Origin of the sequence: Escherichia sp. E4742 (assembly GCF_005843885.1) — a bacterium.
Lineage (GTDB): Bacteria > Pseudomonadota > Gammaproteobacteria > Enterobacterales > Enterobacteriaceae > Escherichia.
The window spans coordinates 2,739,574-2,757,337 of record NZ_CP040443.1 but is presented as its reverse complement, the minus strand read 5'-3'; the positions used below and the strand labels follow the sequence as shown (position 1 = coordinate 2,757,337).

The window sequence follows — 17,764 nt, the reverse complement described above, 5'->3', positions numbered from 1 at the left end:
CCCCCTAAAAAAAATTTTTCGAATTTTTATCTCAAGTGCTGAAATTATCAGCAAGACGTTCAATTTAGCGTCAAAATCACGCCGCCGCAAGTGGATTCCGGCGGTTACGTGACCAGGAAAAATTTTACAGCTTGATGAAGTGCTCCCGGTAGTAAGCCAGTTCCGCAACTGATTCGCGGATATCATCCATCGCCTGATGCGTCCCCTGCTTGGTAAAACCGTCGAGAATTTCCGGCTTCCAGCGGCGCGCCAGTTCTTTCAGCGTGCTGACATCGAGATAGCGGTAGTGGAAGTACGATTCCAGTTCCGGCATGTATTTGAACAGGAAGCGGCGATCCTGACCGATGCTGTTACCGCAGATAGGTGATTTACCCGCAGGCACCCACTGTTTTAAAAATTCGAGCGTTGCCAGTTCAGCTTCACGATCGCCCATCGTGCTCGCTTTCACGCGCTCCACCAGCCCGCTGGCGGTATGAGTACGCACGTTCCAGTCGTCCATCAACGCCAGCTGTTCATCAGACTGGTGTACTGCAATGGTCGGCCCTTCTGCCAGAATATTCAGGTTGGCATCGGTCACCAGCGTGGCAATCTCAATAATGCGATCGCGCTCGGGATCCAGACCGGTCATCTCAAGATCGATCCAAATCAGGTTGTTTTCATTGGCACTCATGCTATTTTCCACCCATTCACAGTGACTATATTGATCCACAATTGCGTGTATCATAGATGTTTTGCCCATCAGGGGCGACCAGGAGTCTGTACGATTGAGTAAAAATAAACTCTCCAAAGGCCAGCAGCGCCGCGTGAACGCCAATCACCAGCGTCGTCTTAAAACGTCTAAGGAGAAGCCCGACTACGACGACAATCTGTTTGGCGAGCCTGATGAAGGTATCGTCATCAGCCGCTTTGGTATGCACGCTGATGTGGAATCCGCCGATGGCGACGTTCACCGCTGCAATATTCGCCGCACCATCCGTTCACTGGTAACCGGCGACCGCGTAGTCTGGCGTCCGGGTAAACCGGCGGCGGAAGGCGTAAATGTCAAAGGGATCGTGGAAGCGGTGCATGAGCGCACCTCGGTGTTAACACGCCCGGATTTCTACGACGGCGTGAAACCCATCGCCGCCAACATCGATCAGATTGTTATTGTCTCCGCCATTTTGCCGGAGCTGTCGCTCAATATCATCGACCGTTACCTGGTAGCCTGCGAAACCTTGCAGATTGAGCCGATTATTGTGCTCAACAAGATAGACCTGTTGGACGACGAAGGCATGGCGTTCGTCAACGAACAGATGGATATCTACCGCAACATCGGTTATCGCGTATTGATGGTTTCCAGCCATACTCAGGATGGGCTGAAACCGCTGGAAGAGGCGCTGACCGGACGCATCAGCATTTTTGCCGGGCAATCTGGCGTCGGCAAATCCAGCCTGCTGAACGCGTTGCTGGGGCTGCAAAAAGAGATCCTGACCAACGATGTCTCTGACAACTCAGGTCTGGGCCAGCACACCACTACTGCCGCTCGGTTGTATCACTTCCCGCACGGCGGCGATGTGATTGATTCTCCTGGGGTACGCGAATTCGGACTCTGGCATCTCGAGCCGGAACAAATCACTCACGGTTTTGTCGAATTCCATGACTATTTAGGTCTGTGCAAATACCGCGATTGCAAACACGATACCGATCCGGGCTGCGCTATCCGTGAAGCCGTTGACGAAGGGAAAATCGCGGAAACCCGTTTCGAAAACTATCACCGTATTCTGGAAAGCATGGCGCAGGTAAAAACGCGTAAAAACTTTTCTGATACGGATGACTGACAATTAAGCTAACCGTCGTTAGAATCGTCCCCTTTTTTTCAGGATCCGGCATGTACGCCGGATCAGGAACGACAAAACAATGGCCTGGAGGCTACTTTGTTAAATTCATTTAAACTTTCGCTACAGTACATTCTGCCGAAACTATGGCTTACTCGCCTGGCGGGTTGGGGCGCAAGCAAGCGAGCAGGATGGCTGACAAAACTGGTTATCGATCTGTTCGTTAAATACTACAAAGTCGACATGCAAGAGGCGCAGAAGCCGGATACTGCCAGCTACCGCACCTTTAACGAATTTTTTGTCCGTCCGCTGCGTGACGAAGTACGCCCAATCGATACCGATCCGAATGTTCTGGTCATGCCTGCCGATGGCGTTATCAGCCAGCTAGGTAAAATTGAAGAAGATAAAATCCTGCAAGCCAAAGGCCACAATTACAGCCTCGAAGCCCTGCTGGCAGGCAACTATCTGATGGCGGACCTGTTCCGCAACGGTACGTTTGTGACCACTTACCTCTCCCCGCGTGACTACCACCGCGTACACATGCCGTGTAACGGTATTCTGCGTGAGATGATCTATGTGCCGGGCGATCTCTTCTCCGTTAACCATCTCACTGCTCAGAACGTGCCAAATCTGTTTGCCCGTAACGAGCGTGTTATCTGCCTGTTCGATACCGAATTTGGCCCGATGGCGCAGATTCTGGTCGGTGCGACGATTGTTGGCAGCATTGAGACTGTCTGGGCGGGTACCATTACACCACCGCGCGAAGGCATCATCAAACGCTGGACCTGGCCTGCCGGGGAAAACGACGGTTCTGTGGCGCTGCTGAAAGGCCAGGAAATGGGTCGCTTTAAACTTGGCTCTACCGTTATCAACCTGTTTGCACCAGGTAAAGTGAATCTGGTTGAGCAACTGGAAAGCCTGTCTGTCACGAAAATTGGCCAGCCGCTGGCAGTATCTACCGAAACCTTTGTTACGCCAGACGCTGAACCAGCCCCGCTTCCTGCTGAAGAGATCGAAGCAGAACACGACGCCAGCCCATTGGTTGACGATAAAAAAGACCAGGTCTAATCCATCAAAGGAAACGCTGACGTGCGCCTGATTATCACTTTTCTGATGGCCTGGTGCCTCAGTTGGGGGGCGTACGCCGCGACGGCCCCCGATAGCAAACAAATCACACAGGAACTGGAGCAGGCAAAAGCGGCGAAATCCGTGCAGCCGGAAGTCGTAGAGGCGCTCCAGTCTGCCTTAAATGCGCTTGAGGAACGAAAAGGTTCCCTTGAGCGCATCAAGCAATATCAAGAAGTCATTGATAATTACCCGAAACTCTCCGCTACCCTTCGCGCACAGTTAAACAACATGCGTGACGAGCCGCGCAGCGTGTCACCGGGAATGTCTACCGATGCGCTGAATCAGGAAATTCTCCAGGTCAGCAGTCAGTTGCTGGATAAGAGCCGTCAGGCCCAGCAAGAGCAGGAACGCGCCCGCGAGATAGCGGATTCACTGAATCAACTGCCGCAACAGCAAACCGATGCCCGTCGTCAGTTAAATGAAATTGAGCGCCGCCTGGGAACGCTTACCGGCAATACCCCGCTTAATCAGGCACAAAATTTCGCGTTACAGTCTGACTCCGCACGTCTGAAAGCCCTCGTTGATGAACTGGAGCTGGCGCAGCTGTCTGCCAATAACCGCCAGGAATTAGCGCGCTTGCGCTCTGAGCTGGCGGAAAAAGAGAGCCAGCAGCTGGATGCGTATTTGCAGGCCTTACGTAATCAGTTGAACAGCCAACGCCAGCTTGAGGCGGAGCGGGCGCTGGAAAGCACCGAGTTGTTGGCTGAAAGCAGTGCCGATTTACCGAAAGATATCGTCGCGCAATTCAAAATTAACCGCGAACTTTCGGCGGCGCTGAATCAGCAGGCACAGCGAATGGATCTCGTCGCTTCGCAACAGCGTCAGGCTGCCAGCCAGACATTACAGGTCCGGCAGGCGCTGAATACCCTGCGCGAGCAGTCACAATGGCTGGGAGCGTCCAACCTGCTCGGCGAAGCGTTGCGAGCGCAGGTGGCACGACTGCCGGAAATGCCGAAACCGCAACAACTTGATACCGAAATGGCGCAGTTGCGCGTGCAACGGTTGCACTATGAGGATCTACTCAATAAACAACCGCAACTGCGACAAATCCTTCAGGCTGACGGTCAGCCGCTGACCGCCGAGCAAAACCGTATTCTCGAAGCACAACTGCGTACTCAGCGTGAGTTGCTGAACTCATTGTTGCAGGGTGGCGACACGCTACTGCTGGAACTGACCAAGCTGAAAGTCTCCAACGGGCAGCTAGAAGATGCGCTGAAAGAGGTGAACGAAGCGACGCACCGCTATCTGTTCTGGACCTCTGACGTGCGCCCGATGACCATCACCTGGCCACTGGAGATCGCCCAGGATCTGCGCCGCCTCATCTCGCTGGACACCTTCAGCCAGTTAGGTAAAGCCAGCATCATGATGCTGACCAGCAAAGAGACGATTTTGCCGCTGTTTGGCGCGTTGATTCTGGTCGGTTGCAGTATTTACTCGCGTCGCTATTTCACCCGTTTTCTCGAACGTTCGGCAGCGAAAGTCGGCAAAGTGACTCAGGATCACTTCTGGCTGACATTACGCACCCTTTTCTGGTCGATTCTCGTCGCGTCACCACTGCCGGTGCTGTGGATGACGCTGGGTTACGGCTTGCGCGAGGCGTGGCCTTATCCGCTGGCGGTAGCGATTGGCGATGGCGTAACGGCCACCGTGCCGCTGCTGTGGGTAGTGATGATTTGCGCCACCTTTGCCCGCCCTAACGGCTTGTTTATTGCCCATTTTGGCTGGCCGCGCGAACGTGTTTCCCGCGGGATGCGCTACTACCTGATGAGCATCGGGCTTATCGTGCCGCTGATTATGGCGCTGATGATGTTCGATAATCTCGACGACCGCGAGTTTTCCGGTTCGCTGGGACGTCTTTGCTTCATCCTCATTTGCGGTGCACTCGCAGTGGTCACCCTCAGCCTGAAAAAGGCCGGGATTCCGCTGTATCTCAACAAAGAAGGCAGCGGCGACAACATTACCAACCATATGCTGTGGAACATGATGATTGGCGCGCCGTTGGTCGCTATTCTGGCAGCGGCAGTCGGTTACCTGGCAACGGCACAGGCGCTGTTAGCAAGGCTTGAAACCTCGGTCGCCATCTGGTTCCTGCTGTTGGTGGTTTATCACGTTATCCGCCGCTGGATGCTAATACAGCGACGCAGACTGGCGTTTGACCGGGCGAAGCATCGCCGGGCAGAGATGTTAGCGCAACGTGCGCGTGGCGAAGAGGAAGCGCATCATCACAGTAGCCCGGAAGGGGCAATTGAAGTCGATGAAAGCGAAGTCGATCTCGATGCTATCAGTGCGCAATCCTTGCGGCTGGTGCGCTCAATTTTGATGTTGATCGCCCTGCTTTCGGTCATTGTGCTGTGGTCAGAAATCCATTCCGCTTTCGGCTTCCTTGAAAATATTTCGCTGTGGGATGTCACTTCCACGGTACAGGGCGTAGAAAGCCTGGAGCCGATTACCCTCGGTGCGGTGCTGATTGCCATTCTGGTGTTTATCATCACCACGCAGCTGGTGCGCAACCTGCCCGCGCTGCTGGAACTGGCGATTTTGCAGCACCTGGATTTAACGCCGGGTACGGGCTACGCCATCACCACCATCACCAAATATCTGCTGATGCTGATTGGCGGGCTGGTCGGCTTCTCAATGATTGGTATTGAGTGGTCGAAATTGCAGTGGCTGGTCGCCGCGCTCGGTGTTGGTCTCGGTTTTGGTTTGCAGGAAATTTTCGCCAACTTTATCTCTGGCCTGATTATCCTGTTCGAAAAACCGATTCGCATTGGCGATACGGTAACGATCCGCGATCTTACCGGTAGCGTGACGAAAATTAACACCCGCGCCACCACCATCAGCGACTGGGACCGTAAAGAGATTATCGTGCCGAACAAGGCGTTTATTACTGAGCAGTTTATCAACTGGTCGCTCTCTGACTCGGTCACGCGCGTGGTGTTGACGATTCCGGCCCCTGCTGATGCCAACAGTGAAGAAGTGACGGAAATCTTGCTTAACGCTGCGCGTCGCTGCTCGCTGGTGATCGACAATCCGGCGCCGGAAGTCTTCCTGGTGGATCTACAGCAAGGGATCCAAATTTTCGAGCTGCGTATTTACGCCGCAGAAATGGGTCACCGCATGCCGCTGCGCCATGAAATCCATCAACTGATTCTGGCGGGCTTCCACGCCCACGGTATTGATATGCCATTCCCGCCCTTCCAGATGCGTCTGGAAAGCCTGAATGGTAAACAAACGGGGAGAACGCTGACTTCTGCGGGTAAAGGTCGTCAGGCGGGAAGTTTGTAAGGTCTTTGTGGCCGGATGAACCACTCCGGCTCACAAACAAAACTGATAGCGCAGGAAAAACTGCCACAGCCAATAGCCGAAGATCGCAAGTGCGGTGACGTACATAAACCAGCCGCCTTTTTTTCGACGCAGCGCGAACCAGAGAAAAGGGAAAAAGAGCGGCAACGTCAATATCACACCGACATCACGGGTATCGTCATTTTCCAGATACTCCAGCACATCGCAGATGTTTTTAACCCCGCCTTCATCAATCATCCACTCTTTGTCCAGCGTGGAAGTGATGAGTATCCAGGGGATCGCCACAACAAACCAGATGCAGCACAAGACAAACATGCGCGCACTCATGAGGTAACCCGTAGTTTAATTTCGCTATAGCGCATACGAAATCCCACTAATTCCCTGTCATTACGCCCTATCGTCAGGCCGACGATAGGGCATCTGATTACTCAGCCACCCACTGCGGATTTTTTGCCACTCTGCTGCAATAATTCTGGTAAATCGCCATCGCTAACAGCGAGAAGAAGACAGGGCCGCCAACCATCCACAATGTGCTATCCCAGTCTCCGGCTTCAACCACTGGCTGGATAATGGTGAAAACGTTCGCAAACGTCACCACCAGTACCACCACCACTGTCGCGATCGTTGCCGACATGTGTGTTTTGAAAATCACAAATGGTCTGTCGAGATCCTGACGTGCTTTAAAGAATGGGAAAGCCAGCGCGAGGAACAGATAGGGAAGCGTCATGGAAACGTTCGCCATCAGCGTCAGCTTGTTAAAGAACGCTGATGCAGTACCACCGCCAAACGAAACCAGCAGGATGAAGACAGTAACCAGCCCGCACTGCATCCACATGGCGATAGACGGCATGCCCATGGCGTTCAGGCGCGTCATCGGTTCCGGCCATAACGCTTTCGGCGTACCCTGGATGATCGCTTTTAGTGGCGAGTAGCAAAGTGTAAAGAACGCGCCGGTGTAAGCCAGGAACATCGAAAGCCCGGTAATACGCGCAAACCATACGCCCAGCGACAATGACGCCTCAGGTGACAAATGCAACACGTTACCCAGCGTCATCCCCAGGCTTTTCATCAGTACATAGGTGATATTGCCGAGGTTAACGGAACCATTACTTAATACCTGCTGCCAGTTAGTGCTGACGCCCCATAAAAATATCGCCAGCGAATAACCAATTGAAATAACAATAGCGGCAAAAACAATACCTTTGGCAAAGTTCTTTTCTGGGTTTTCTGTTTTATCTACCAGACCACCAACCGCTTCAATTCCGCCATAAGCGAAAATGGCAAATACCACAAACGATAACATCGCCAGACCGGATTGATATCCTGGATTCGGCGATACCACGAAATTAATATCCTGTGCAAAATGGCCACCATTTAATAACAAAATGGCAATGCTCACTAACAGTAATACTAAATTAAGACACATTACTGCAATACCACCTACTGCAGTAATACGAGCAATTTTATTAATCCCTTTTGAAGCAACCACGGTAACCAGGATCATCCATGCCACCGCCAGCAGACCCACTACCTGCGTTGGCTCCAGGCCAGCAATGCGCCAGTGCTGAGTCATGTCGGTACCGTAGAGGAACGTAGAAAATGGTACCCAGACTTTAGCTGAGGTACTCACCATCCAGATGATATAAGAGGAAAACCACATAAATGTGCCGATAAAGGCGAAACGTGGTCCGACACTATTATTCATCCAGGAATAGATGCCGCCTTCTTCTTTGCGATAGGCCGCGCCCATCTCTGCCATCATTAAGGCAAATGGTATAAAAAATAATAATGCAGAAAATATATAAAAGGGAATCGCACTATACCCCATTAAATAATAAGCTGCCGGGCTATTGGCAAACCCAAATACTGAAGTAAAGATCATCAATATGAGCCCTATCAGACTCATCTTTTTTATCGTGTGAGGCATGAAATTATCCTTAGAGTTAGCACATGTATAAAACGCGCGCACTAAACTGCACTGCCCATCGATTGACGGGCCGCAATAAAAAACCATACAGAATTGATACCTGGATGATAACAAATATCCAGTCTTAAATTGTGGCCTTCAGCAGAAAAATGAAAATATCTGCTACAGAATGGCGTTACAACGCCATTCTGTGCGGTTAATTAGATGATTTTTCAGAATTATGCCCGGTCAACGCTAAAGGCAATCACTTCCGCAAGCGTCTCCGCGCCCAGCGCCAACATCACCAGACGATCAACGCCCAGAGCCACGCCGGAGCAGTCAGGCATACCGACTTTCAGAGCTTCTATGAGGTTTTGGTCAATTGGATGCTGCGGTAAACCACGCGCCGCACGTTTGCGGTTATCCTGCTCAAAGCGTTGTTGCTGTTCACGGGCGTCCGTTAATTCGTGGAAACCATTCGCCAGCTCAATACCTTTGTAGTAGACCTCGAAGCGCTCTGCGACCCGATGATCTTCGGTACTGATTTGCGCCAGTGATGCCTGACTGGCAGGGAAATGATAAACAAAGGTCGGTTTTTCTTTACCAATGTTCGGTTCCACACCAAAGGTAAACAGCAACTGCAACAGTGTATCGCGATCTTCTTCGGTATCGGCAACGTTGCTCAGATCCAGTTTCGCCGCCACTTCCCGTAGCTGCGTTTTATCAGCTGAGAGCGGATCAATTTCCAGATAACGTAAGAAGGCTTGCTGATAAGAAAGGCTTTCTGCAGCCGGGCAATCCAGTACTTGCTGCAGAAGATCGTCAACTTCGTTCATCAACCGGTACATATCATAATGCGGCCGATACCACTCCAGCATCGTGAACTCAGGGTTGTGATAACGCCCCATCTCTTCATTACGGAAGCTGCGGCACAGCTGGAATACGGGGCCACAACCGGCAACCAGCAGGCGTTTCATGTGATATTCAGGGCTGGTCATTAACCAGAGATTCATCCCCTGAGAGTGTCCGGGGCCAACGAAACGTGTCTCAAACGGGACCAAATGAATATCGGTTACCGTCGCCTGGCTCATACAAGGCGTCTCCACCTCCAGCACTCCACGATCGGCAAAGAAACGACGGATCTCCGCCATAATCGCCGCGCGTTTTAATAAGTTAGGAATGGATGCGCTCGGCTGCCAGGATGCCGTTTCGCTCATAGTGAAATCTCCAGTTTTTAACAAGGGCACGAAGTCTACTCGCAACGCGACGGCGAGACAAATTTTACGCAGGAATCATTCAGCAAGGGGGGGTGACTAAAAAAACCACAATCTGATGGTTTAGTAATTAAATTAATCATCTTCAGTGATAATTTAGCCCGCTTGCGCACTAAAAAAATCGATCTCGTCAAATTTCAGACTTATCCATCAGACTATACTGTTGTACCTATAAAGGAGCAGTGGAATAGCGTTCGCAGACCGTAACTTTCAGGCACTTACCCTGAAGTACGTGGATGTGGGATAAAAACAATCTGGAGGAATGTCGTGCAAACCTTTCAAGCCGATCTTGCCATTGTAGGTGCCGGTGGCGCGGGATTACGTGCTGCAATTGCTGCCGCGCAGGCAAATCCGAATGCAAAAATCGCACTAATCTCAAAAGTATACCCAATGCGCAGCCATACCGTTGCTGCAGAAGGTGGCTCCGCCGCTGTCGCGCAGGATCATGACAGCTTCGATTATCACTTTAACGATACAGTAGCGGGTGGCGACTGGTTATGTGAGCAGGATGTTGTGGATTATTTCGTCCACCACTGCCCAACCGAAATGACCCAACTGGAACTGTGGGGATGCCCATGGAGCCGTCGCCCGGATGGTAGCGTGAACGTACGTCGCTTCGGCGGCATGAAAATCGAGCGTACCTGGTTCGCCGCAGATAAGACCGGCTTCCATATGCTTCACACTCTGTTCCAGACCTCTCTGCAATTCCCGCAGATCCAGCGTTTTGACGAACATTTCGTGCTGGATATTCTGGTTGATGATGGTCATGTTCGCGGCCTGGTGGCAATGAACATGATGGAAGGTACGCTGGTTCAGATCCGTGCTAACGCAGTGGTGATGGCAACCGGCGGCGCTGGCCGTGTTTATCGTTACAACACCAACGGCGGCATCGTTACTGGCGACGGTATGGGTATGGCGCTGAGCCACGGTGTTCCGCTGCGTGATATGGAGTTCGTTCAGTATCACCCGACTGGCCTACCGGGTTCCGGTATCCTGATGACCGAAGGTTGCCGTGGCGAAGGCGGTATTCTGGTCAACAAAAATGGCTACCGTTATCTGCAAGACTACGGCATGGGTCCGGAAACTCCGCTGGGCGAGCCGAAAAACAAATACATGGAACTGGGTCCTCGCGACAAAGTTTCTCAGGCCTTCTGGCACGAATGGCGCAAAGGCAACACCATCTCCACGCCGCGTGGCGATGTGGTTTACCTCGACCTGCGTCACCTGGGCGAGAAAAAACTGCACGAACGTCTGCCGTTCATCTGTGAACTGGCGAAAGCTTATGTTGGCGTCGATCCGGTTAAAGAGCCGATTCCGGTACGTCCGACCGCGCACTACACCATGGGTGGTATCGAAACCGATCAGAACTGCGAAACCCGCATTAAGGGCCTGTTCGCCGTGGGCGAATGTTCCTCTGTAGGTCTGCACGGCGCAAACCGTCTGGGCTCCAACTCCCTGGCGGAACTGGTGGTCTTTGGTCGTCTGGCCGGTGAGCAAGCAATGGAGCGCGCATCTACTGCCGGTAATGGCAACGATGCAGCGATCAATGCCCAGGTTGCTGGCGTTGAACAGCGTCTGAAAGATCTGGTTAACCAGGACGGCGGCGAAAACTGGGCGAAGATCCGCGACGAAATGGGCCTGGCCATGGAAGAAGGCTGCGGTATCTACCGTACGCCGGAACTGATGCAGAAAACCATCGACAAGCTGGCGGAACTGCAGGAACGCTTCAAGCGCGTTCGCATCACCGACACTTCCAGCGTGTTCAACACCGACTTGCTTTACACCATTGAGTTGGGCCACGGTCTGAACGTTGCCGAATGTATGGCGCACTCCGCAATGGCACGTAAAGAGTCCCGCGGCGCGCACCAGCGTCTGGACGAAGGTTGCACTGAACGTGACGACATCAACTTCCTCAAACACACCCTCGCCTTCCGCGATGCTGATGGCACTACTCGCCTGGAGTACAGCGACGTGAAAATTACTAAGCTGCCGCCGGCCAAACGCATGTACGGTGGCGAAGCGGATGCAGCCGATAAGGCGGAAGCAGCCAATAAGAAGGAGAAGGCGAATGGCTGAGATGAAAAACCTGAAAATTGAGGTGGTGCGTTATAACCCGGAAGTCGATACCGCACCACATAGCGCATTCTATGAAGTGCCTTATGATGAAACCACCTCATTGCTGGATGCGCTGGGCTATATCAAAGACAACCTTGCGCCGGACCTGAGCTACCGCTGGTCCTGCCGTATGGCGATTTGTGGCTCCTGCGGCATGATGGTTAACAACGTGCCGAAACTGGCATGTAAAACCTTCCTGCGTGACTACACCAACGGCATGAAGGTTGAAGCGTTAGCTAACTTCCCGATTGAACGCGATCTGGTGGTCGATATGACCCACTTCATCGAAAGTCTGGAAGCGATCAAACCGTACATCATCGGCAACTCCCGCACCGCGGATCAGGGTACTAACATCCAGACCCCGGCGCAGATGGCGAAGTATCACCAGTTCTCCGGTTGCATCAACTGTGGTCTGTGCTATGCCGCATGCCCGCAGTTCGGCCTGAACCCAGAGTTCATCGGTCCGGCTGCCATTACGCTGGCACATCGTTATAACGAAGATAGCCGCGACCACGGTAAGAAGGAGCGTATGGCGCAGTTAAACAGCCAGAACGGCGTATGGAGCTGTACTTTCGTGGGCTACTGCTCCGAAGTCTGCCCGAAACACGTCGATCCGGCTGCGGCCATTCAGCAGGGCAAAGTAGAAAGTTCAAAAGACTTTCTTATCGCGACCCTGAAACCACGCTAAGGAGTGCAACATGACGACTAAACGTAAACCGTATGTACGGCCAATGACGTCCACCTGGTGGAAAAAATTGCCGTTTTATCGCTTTTACATGCTGCGCGAAGGCACAGCGGTTCCGGCTGTGTGGTTCAGCATTGAACTGATTTTCGGGCTATTTGCCCTGAAAAATGGCCCGGAAACCTGGGCGGGATTCGTCGACTTTTTACAAAACCCGGTTATCGTGATCATTAACCTGATTACTCTGGCGGCAGCCCTGCTGCACACCAAAACCTGGTTTGAACTGGCACCGAAAGCGGCCAATATCATTGTAAAAGACGAAAAAATGGGACCAGAGCCAATTATCAAAAGTCTCTGGGCGGTAACCGTAGTTGCCACCATCGTAATCCTGTTTGTTGCCCTGTACTGGTAAGGAGCCTGAGATGATTAATCCAAATCCAAAGCGTTCTGACGAACCGGTATTCTGGGGCCTCTTCGGGGCCGGTGGTATGTGGAGTGCGATCATTGCGCCGGTAATGATCCTGCTGGTTGGCATTCTGCTGCCGCTGGGTCTGTTCCCGGGTGACGCACTGAGCTACGAACGCGTTCTGGCGTTCGCGCAAAGCTTCATTGGTCGCGTATTCCTGTTCCTGATGATCGTCCTGCCGCTGTGGTGTGGTTTACACCGTATGCACCACGCGATGCACGATCTGAAAATTCACGTGCCTGCGGGCAAATGGGTTTTCTACGGTCTGGCTGCTATCCTGACAGTTGTCACGCTGATTGGTATCGTTACAATCTAACGTATCGCCAATGTAAATCCGGCCCGCCTATGGCGGGCCGTTTTGTATGGAAACCAGACCTTATGCTCAAAACGACTCTTTGCGCCTTACTGATTACCGTCTCTTGCTCCACTCTTGCCGCGACCCACAGCGAACAACAAATCAACGATATTGTACATCACACAATTACCCCACTTGTTGAGCAACAAAACATCCCCGGCATGGCCGTTGCAGTGATTTATCAGGGTAAGCCTTATTACTTTACCTGGGGCTACGCGGATGTGGCAAAAAAGCGGCCCGTCACGCAGCAAACGTTGTTTGAGTTAGGCTCGGTCAGTAAAACATTTACGGGCGTGCTTGGTGGCGACGCTATTGCTCGAGGGGAAATCAATCTAAACGATCCTGTCACAAAATACTGGCCTGAACTTACCGCTAAACAGTGGAATGGGATCACACTATTACATCTCGCAACCTACACCGCTGGCGGCCTGCCGTTACAGGTGCCGGATGAGGTGAAATCCTCAAGCGACTTGCTGCGCTTCTATCAAAACTGGCAGCCTGCATGGGTGCCAGGAACACAACGTCTGTATGCAAACTCCAGTATCGGTTTGTTCGGCGCACTGGCTGTGAAGCCATCCGGTTTGAGCTTTGAACAGGCGATGCAAACTCGTGTTTTCCAGCCACTCAAACTCAACCATACGTGGATTAATGTGCCGCCCGCAGAAGAAAAGAATTACGCCTGGGGATATCGCGAAGGTAAGGCAGTGCATGTTTCGCCAGGGGCATTAGATGCTGAAGCGTACGGTGTGAAATCGACAATTGAAGATATGGCCCGCTGGGTACGAAGCAATATGAATCCCCGTGATATCAATGACAAAACACTTCAGCAAGGGATACAACTGGCACAATCTCGCTACTGGCAAACCGGCGATATGTATCAGGGCCTGGGCTGGGAAATGCTGGACTGGCCGGTAAATCCTGACAGCATCATCAATGGCAGCGACAGTAAAATTGCGCTGGCGACAAGCCCAGTAAAAGCGATTACGCCCCCTGCTCCTGCTGTGCGGTCATCATGGGTGCATAAAACAGGTGCGACCGGCGGATTTGGTAGCTATGTCGCGTTTATCCCAGAAAAAGAGCTGGGTATTGTGATGCTGGCTAACAAAAATTATCCCAATCCAGCGAGAGTTACCGCCGCCTGGCAGATTCTCAACGCTCTGCAGTAAAATTTCATCGGGTCCGAATTTTCGGACCTTTTCTTCGCATTTCCTTGCTGTCATCTACACTTAGAAAAAACCAGTAAGGAAACATTTATGCGCCTGCTCCCTCTCGTTGCCGCAGCGACAGCTGCATTTCTGGTGGTTGCCTGTAGTTCTCCCACACCGCCGCGTGGCGTTACTGTGGTAAATAATTTCGATACCAAACGCTATTTGGGTACGTGGTATGAGATTGCCCGTTTTGATCACCGCTTTGAACGCGGGCTGGAGAAAGTGACCGCGACGTATAGCCTGCGGGATGACGGCGGCCTGAATGTCATTAATAAAGGCTATAACCCAGACAGAGAGATGTGGCAGCAGAGTGAAGGAAAAGCCTACTTTACTGGAGATCCGCGTCGCGCAGCCCTGAAAGTGTCGTTCTTTGGGCCATTCTACGGCGGTTATAATGTCATCGCGCTCGACCGGGAGTACCGCCACGCGCTGGTTTGCGGCCCGGACCGCGACTACCTGTGGATACTCTCTCGCACGCCAACCATTTCTGACGAAGTTAAACAGGAGATGCTGGCAGTCGCGACCCGGGAAGGGTTTGATGTTAGTAAGTTTATTTGGGTACAGCAGCCCGGTAGTTAGTGAGTGCTGAGTTTCAGACCAATAATTCCCACCACAATTAACGCCAGACTCGCCAGGCGCATCGGGTTAGCGGACTCGCCGAGCAGCACAATGCCGGTGATAGCCGCGCCGACTGCGCCAATCCCCGTCCAGACAGCATAAGCCGTCCCTACAGGTAATGACTTCATCGCCCAGGCGAGCAGCGCCATACTGACAATCATCGCCGTCACGGTAATAACACTTGGCGTCAAACGACTAAAGCCGTGGGTATATTTCAGGCCAACAGCCCAGACGACTTCCAGCAACCCAGCAATAAATAAGATAATCCAGGACATATAAAACTCCGGAGAAATGGGGCCGTCCCCGGTGAAAAGAAGCGTTTGCAGGTCGTCCTGCAAAGCTGATGGTTGAACGGATATTTTGCCTGGTGGCAGGGGAATTTCAACTATTACCTTAGTGACTATCGCTGAAAAAATAAACGGCACGACAAACTTGTCGTACCGTTACAGATTGTTGACAACGTGTCAGTTGTTTATGCCGGATGCTGCGTTAACGCCTTGTCCAGCCTACAAAATCCTTCAAATTCAATATATTGCATGGACTATGTAGGTCTGATAAGCGTAGCGCATCAGGCAATTTGCCTTTGTCATCAGTATCAACGGCACGACAAACTGCCGTACCGTTATTGCTTATTGCTGCGCTTTCGTCGCTGCGCCAGAAATCGCGTTACCGCCGTCGGAGATATCTTCACCAACGCCACGCGTGGTGTTGCAGGCAGTCAATACTGTTGAAAGCACCAGAACAGAAAAGATCGCTGCAATTGTCTTCTTCACCATAACGTCTTCCTTTTAGGTAATGTTATTTGTGTTTGCCTATAGCAAATTAATAATAGACAACATCACCAAAAATGACGGAAATCTGATGATTTTTCGGAAGTGAAGAATAAATTAGCTGGCAGCGCGGGAGATGGAATTACCGAGATGTTTGATGTCTTCGCCGAAACCGCGAGCGGTGTTACAGCCCGTGAGCAGCGTGCTGGCAAGCAAAACAAGAAGGATAAGGTGTTTCATCATCTCTGACCTGAAAAGTGATGGTGCAGCCAGCAGGCCGCACCACAACCGCATTACTTCACGCGAGATACGTATTCACCAGAGCGGGTATCCACTTTGATAACTTCGCCGATCTGTACGAACAGCGGAACTTTAACCACAGCGCCAGTAGACAGGGTAGCCGGTTTGCCGCCAGTACCTGCGGTATCACCTTTCAGACCCGGATCGGTATCAACGATTTCCAGTTCAACGAAGTTCGGCGGAGTAACGGAGATCGGCTGACCATTCCATAGAGTTACGATGCACTCTGCCTGATCCAGCAGCCATTTAGCGTTGTCGCCAATTGCTTTTGCATCAGCAGACAGCTGCTCGAAAGTTTCGTTGTTCATGAAGTGCCAGAACTCACCGTCGTTGTACAGGTAAGTCAGGTTCATATCGACAACATCAGCGCCTTCAGCGGAATCGGTAGATTTGAAAGTTTTTTCTACGCGAGTGCCAGTCAGCAGACGACGCAGTTTAACGCGAGCGAATGCCTGACCTTTACCTGGTTTCACGAATTCGCTGGCTTCAACCGCGTAAGGTTCGCCATCTAACATGATTTTAAGACCAGCACGAAAATCGTTGCTATAGTACGTTGCCATAAGGCCCTCTGAAATTTGTTAATTGGTAGCTAAGCCACAAAATGGCGCATATTGTAACCCTAAATACCCCATCCAGAGAAGATTGGTTAGCGCAACTTGCCGATGTTGTGACCGATCCTGATGAACTTCTGCGTCTTTTGAATATAGACGCGGACGAAAAACTGTTGGCCGGACGCAGCGCCAAAAAGCTGTTTGCCCTGCGCGTGCCCCGCTCATTTATCGATCGCATGGAGAAAGGCAATCCAGACGATCCACTTTTGCGTCAGGTACTTACCTCGCAAGATGAGTTTGTCGTCGCGCCCGGATTCTCCACCGACCCGCTCGAAGAACAACACAGCGTAGTGCCTGGTTTGTTGCATAAATACCACAACCGGGCGCTATTGCTGGTCAAAGGCGGCTGCGCGGTAAATTGCCGCTATTGCTTCCGTCGCCACTTCCCGTATGCCGAAAATCAGGGCAACAAGCGAAACTGGAAGACGGCACTTGAGTATGTTGCTGCGCATCCGGAACTGGACGAGATTATTTTCTCCGGCGGCGATCCGTTGATGGCGAAAGATCACGAACTGGACTGGCTGCTGACGAAACTGGAAGCCATCCCACATATCAAACGTCTGCGTATCCACAGCCGTCTGCCGATTGTGATCCCGGCGCGCATCACAGAGGCGCTGATTGAACGCTTTTCCCGTTCTACACTGCAAATCTTACTGGTGAATCACATCAACCATGCCAATGAGGTAGATGAAACGTTCCGTCAGGCGATGGCTAAATTGCGCCGTGTCGGCGTTACTTTGTTGAACCAGAGCGTTCTGTTACGTGGCGTGAATGACAACGCGCAAACGCTGGCAAACCTGAGTAATGCGTTGTTCGATGCGGGTGTGATGCCCTATTACCTGCATGTGCTCGATAAAGTACAGGGCGCGGCGCATTTTATGGTGAGTGATGATGAAGCACGGCAGATCATGCGTGAGTTGCTGACACTGGTGTCGGGATATCTCGTGCCGAAACTGGCGCGTGAGATTGGTGGCGAACCGAGCAAAACGCCGCTGGATCTCCAGCTACGTCAGCAATAACTGATTAACAGGGAAGTTAAACAGAAAATTGCCTGATGCGCTTCGCTTATCAGGCCTACATCGTGCATTGAAACTCAATGAACTGTAGGCCGGATAAGGCGTTTACGCCGCATCCGGCAAGAGCAACGAACACGAGTACAGCGATCTCTCATTAAACAGGGAAGTTTAATCTTTGCCCGTTGCATAACCATTAAT

The 17,764-nt window shown here is 51.9% G+C and carries 18 protein-coding genes; 10 read left to right on the top strand and 8 right to left on the bottom strand.

The window, feature by feature from the left end; all coding sequences use genetic code 11:
• Nucleotides 1-124: 124 nt before the first annotated feature.
• A complete protein-coding gene (gene orn, locus FEM44_RS13470) occupies nt 125-670 on the bottom strand; it encodes an oligoribonuclease (protein ID WP_064525781.1) in 546 nt (181 codons plus the stop codon).
• A gap of 94 nt (nt 671-764) precedes the next feature.
• Between orn and rsgA the strand changes: the two genes are divergently transcribed.
• The 3 genes from rsgA to mscM all read left to right on the top strand — a co-directional run bounded on the left by rsgA (nt 765) and on the right by mscM (nt 6,227).
• On the top strand, nt 765-1,817 hold the full coding sequence (rsgA, locus tag FEM44_RS13465) for a small ribosomal subunit biogenesis GTPase RsgA (protein WP_130205979.1): 1,053 nt from the start codon (nt 765-767) through the stop codon (nt 1,815-1,817).
• Between the two features lie 96 nt (nt 1,818-1,913).
• The gene (gene asd / locus FEM44_RS13460) at nt 1,914-2,882 is read left to right on the top strand and encodes an archaetidylserine decarboxylase (RefSeq protein WP_135523640.1); all 969 of its coding nucleotides are present in this window, start codon (nt 1,914-1,916) and stop codon (nt 2,880-2,882) included.
• Between the two features lie 21 nt (nt 2,883-2,903).
• Nucleotides 2,904-6,227, top strand: coding sequence for a miniconductance mechanosensitive channel MscM (gene mscM, locus FEM44_RS13455; protein ID WP_135523639.1), 3,324 nt, complete (start codon nt 2,904-2,906; stop codon nt 6,225-6,227).
• A 30-nt stretch (nt 6,228-6,257) separates the two neighbouring features.
• Here the strand turns inward: mscM and FEM44_RS13450 are convergent, their stop codons facing one another.
• The 3 genes from FEM44_RS13450 to epmA all read right to left on the bottom strand — a co-directional run bounded on the left by FEM44_RS13450 (nt 6,258) and on the right by epmA (nt 9,368).
• Complete coding sequence (locus tag FEM44_RS13450; RefSeq protein WP_130216739.1) at nt 6,258-6,572, bottom strand: YjeO family protein; 315 nt, start codon at nt 6,570-6,572, stop codon at nt 6,258-6,260.
• Between the two features lie 97 nt (nt 6,573-6,669).
• Entirely contained in the window at nt 6,670-8,172 is a 1,503-nt protein-coding gene (gene yjeM, locus FEM44_RS13445) for a glutamate/gamma-aminobutyrate family transporter YjeM (RefSeq protein ID WP_130258495.1), read from the bottom strand.
• 218 nt (nt 8,173-8,390) lie between these two features.
• Nucleotides 8,391-9,368 (bottom strand): elongation factor P--(R)-beta-lysine ligase, encoded by a 978-nt coding sequence (gene epmA, locus FEM44_RS13440; RefSeq protein WP_000004771.1) that lies wholly within the window; start codon nt 9,366-9,368, stop codon nt 8,391-8,393.
• A gap of 324 nt (nt 9,369-9,692) precedes the next feature.
• Here epmA and frdA point away from each other — a divergent pair, with 324 nt between their 5' ends.
• The 6 genes from frdA (at nt 9,693) to blc (ending at nt 14,830) form a co-directional block, all read left to right on the top strand.
• Nucleotides 9,693-11,501 (top strand): fumarate reductase (quinol) flavoprotein subunit, encoded by a 1,809-nt coding sequence (frdA, locus tag FEM44_RS13435; protein ID WP_130205969.1) that lies wholly within the window; start codon nt 9,693-9,695, stop codon nt 11,499-11,501.
• Nucleotides 11,494-12,228 carry a fumarate reductase iron-sulfur protein gene (frdB, locus tag FEM44_RS13430; RefSeq protein ID WP_064525766.1) on the top strand — a complete coding sequence of 245 codons (735 nt, stop codon included), beginning with the start codon at nt 11,494-11,496 and terminating at the stop codon, nt 12,226-12,228. The genes frdA and frdB overlap by 8 nt, the downstream gene beginning before the upstream one ends.
• A 10-nt stretch (nt 12,229-12,238) precedes the next feature.
• Nucleotides 12,239-12,634: a fumarate reductase subunit FrdC gene (frdC, locus tag FEM44_RS13425; RefSeq protein WP_001568431.1), complete on the top strand. Its 396-nt coding sequence runs from the start codon at nt 12,239-12,241 to the stop codon at nt 12,632-12,634.
• 10 nt (nt 12,635-12,644) lie between these two features.
• Nucleotides 12,645-13,004, top strand: coding sequence for a fumarate reductase subunit FrdD (frdD, locus tag FEM44_RS13420; RefSeq protein WP_001299198.1), 360 nt, complete (start codon nt 12,645-12,647; stop codon nt 13,002-13,004).
• Nucleotides 13,005-13,066: 62 nt separating this feature from the next.
• Nucleotides 13,067-14,209 carry a BlaEC family class C beta-lactamase gene (locus tag FEM44_RS13415; protein ID WP_135523638.1) on the top strand — a complete coding sequence of 381 codons (1,143 nt, stop codon included), beginning with the start codon at nt 13,067-13,069 and terminating at the stop codon, nt 14,207-14,209.
• A gap of 87 nt (nt 14,210-14,296) precedes the next feature.
• Nucleotides 14,297-14,830, top strand: a complete 534-nt coding sequence (blc, locus tag FEM44_RS13410) for a lipocalin Blc (protein ID WP_130205963.1) — start codon at nt 14,297-14,299, stop codon at nt 14,828-14,830.
• On the opposite strand, the gene sugE is transcribed toward blc, so the two are convergent.
• The 4 genes from sugE to efp all read right to left on the bottom strand — a co-directional run bounded on the left by sugE (nt 14,827) and on the right by efp (nt 16,499).
• Entirely contained in the window at nt 14,827-15,144 is a 318-nt protein-coding gene (sugE, locus tag FEM44_RS13405) for a quaternary ammonium compound efflux SMR transporter SugE (RefSeq protein WP_130205961.1), read from the bottom strand. The two genes, blc and sugE, sit on opposite strands and share 4 nt — an antisense overlap.
• Before the next feature lie 354 nt (nt 15,145-15,498).
• A complete protein-coding gene (ecnB, locus tag FEM44_RS13395; RefSeq protein ID WP_000239596.1) occupies nt 15,499-15,645 on the bottom strand; it encodes a lipoprotein toxin entericidin B in 147 nt (48 codons plus the stop codon).
• Nucleotides 15,646-15,756: 111 nt separating this feature from the next.
• Entirely contained in the window at nt 15,757-15,882 is a 126-nt protein-coding gene (ecnA, locus tag FEM44_RS13390) for a lipoprotein antitoxin entericidin A (protein WP_135486764.1), read from the bottom strand.
• A gap of 50 nt (nt 15,883-15,932) precedes the next feature.
• Nucleotides 15,933-16,499: an elongation factor P gene (gene efp, locus FEM44_RS13385; RefSeq protein ID WP_000257278.1), complete on the bottom strand. Its 567-nt coding sequence runs from the start codon at nt 16,497-16,499 to the stop codon at nt 15,933-15,935.
• A gap of 41 nt (nt 16,500-16,540) precedes the next feature.
• Here efp and epmB point away from each other — a divergent pair, with 41 nt between their 5' ends.
• Nucleotides 16,541-17,569 (top strand): EF-P beta-lysylation protein EpmB, encoded by a 1,029-nt coding sequence (epmB, locus tag FEM44_RS13380; protein WP_135523636.1) that lies wholly within the window; start codon nt 16,541-16,543, stop codon nt 17,567-17,569.
• Nucleotides 17,570-17,764 lie beyond the last annotated feature (195 nt).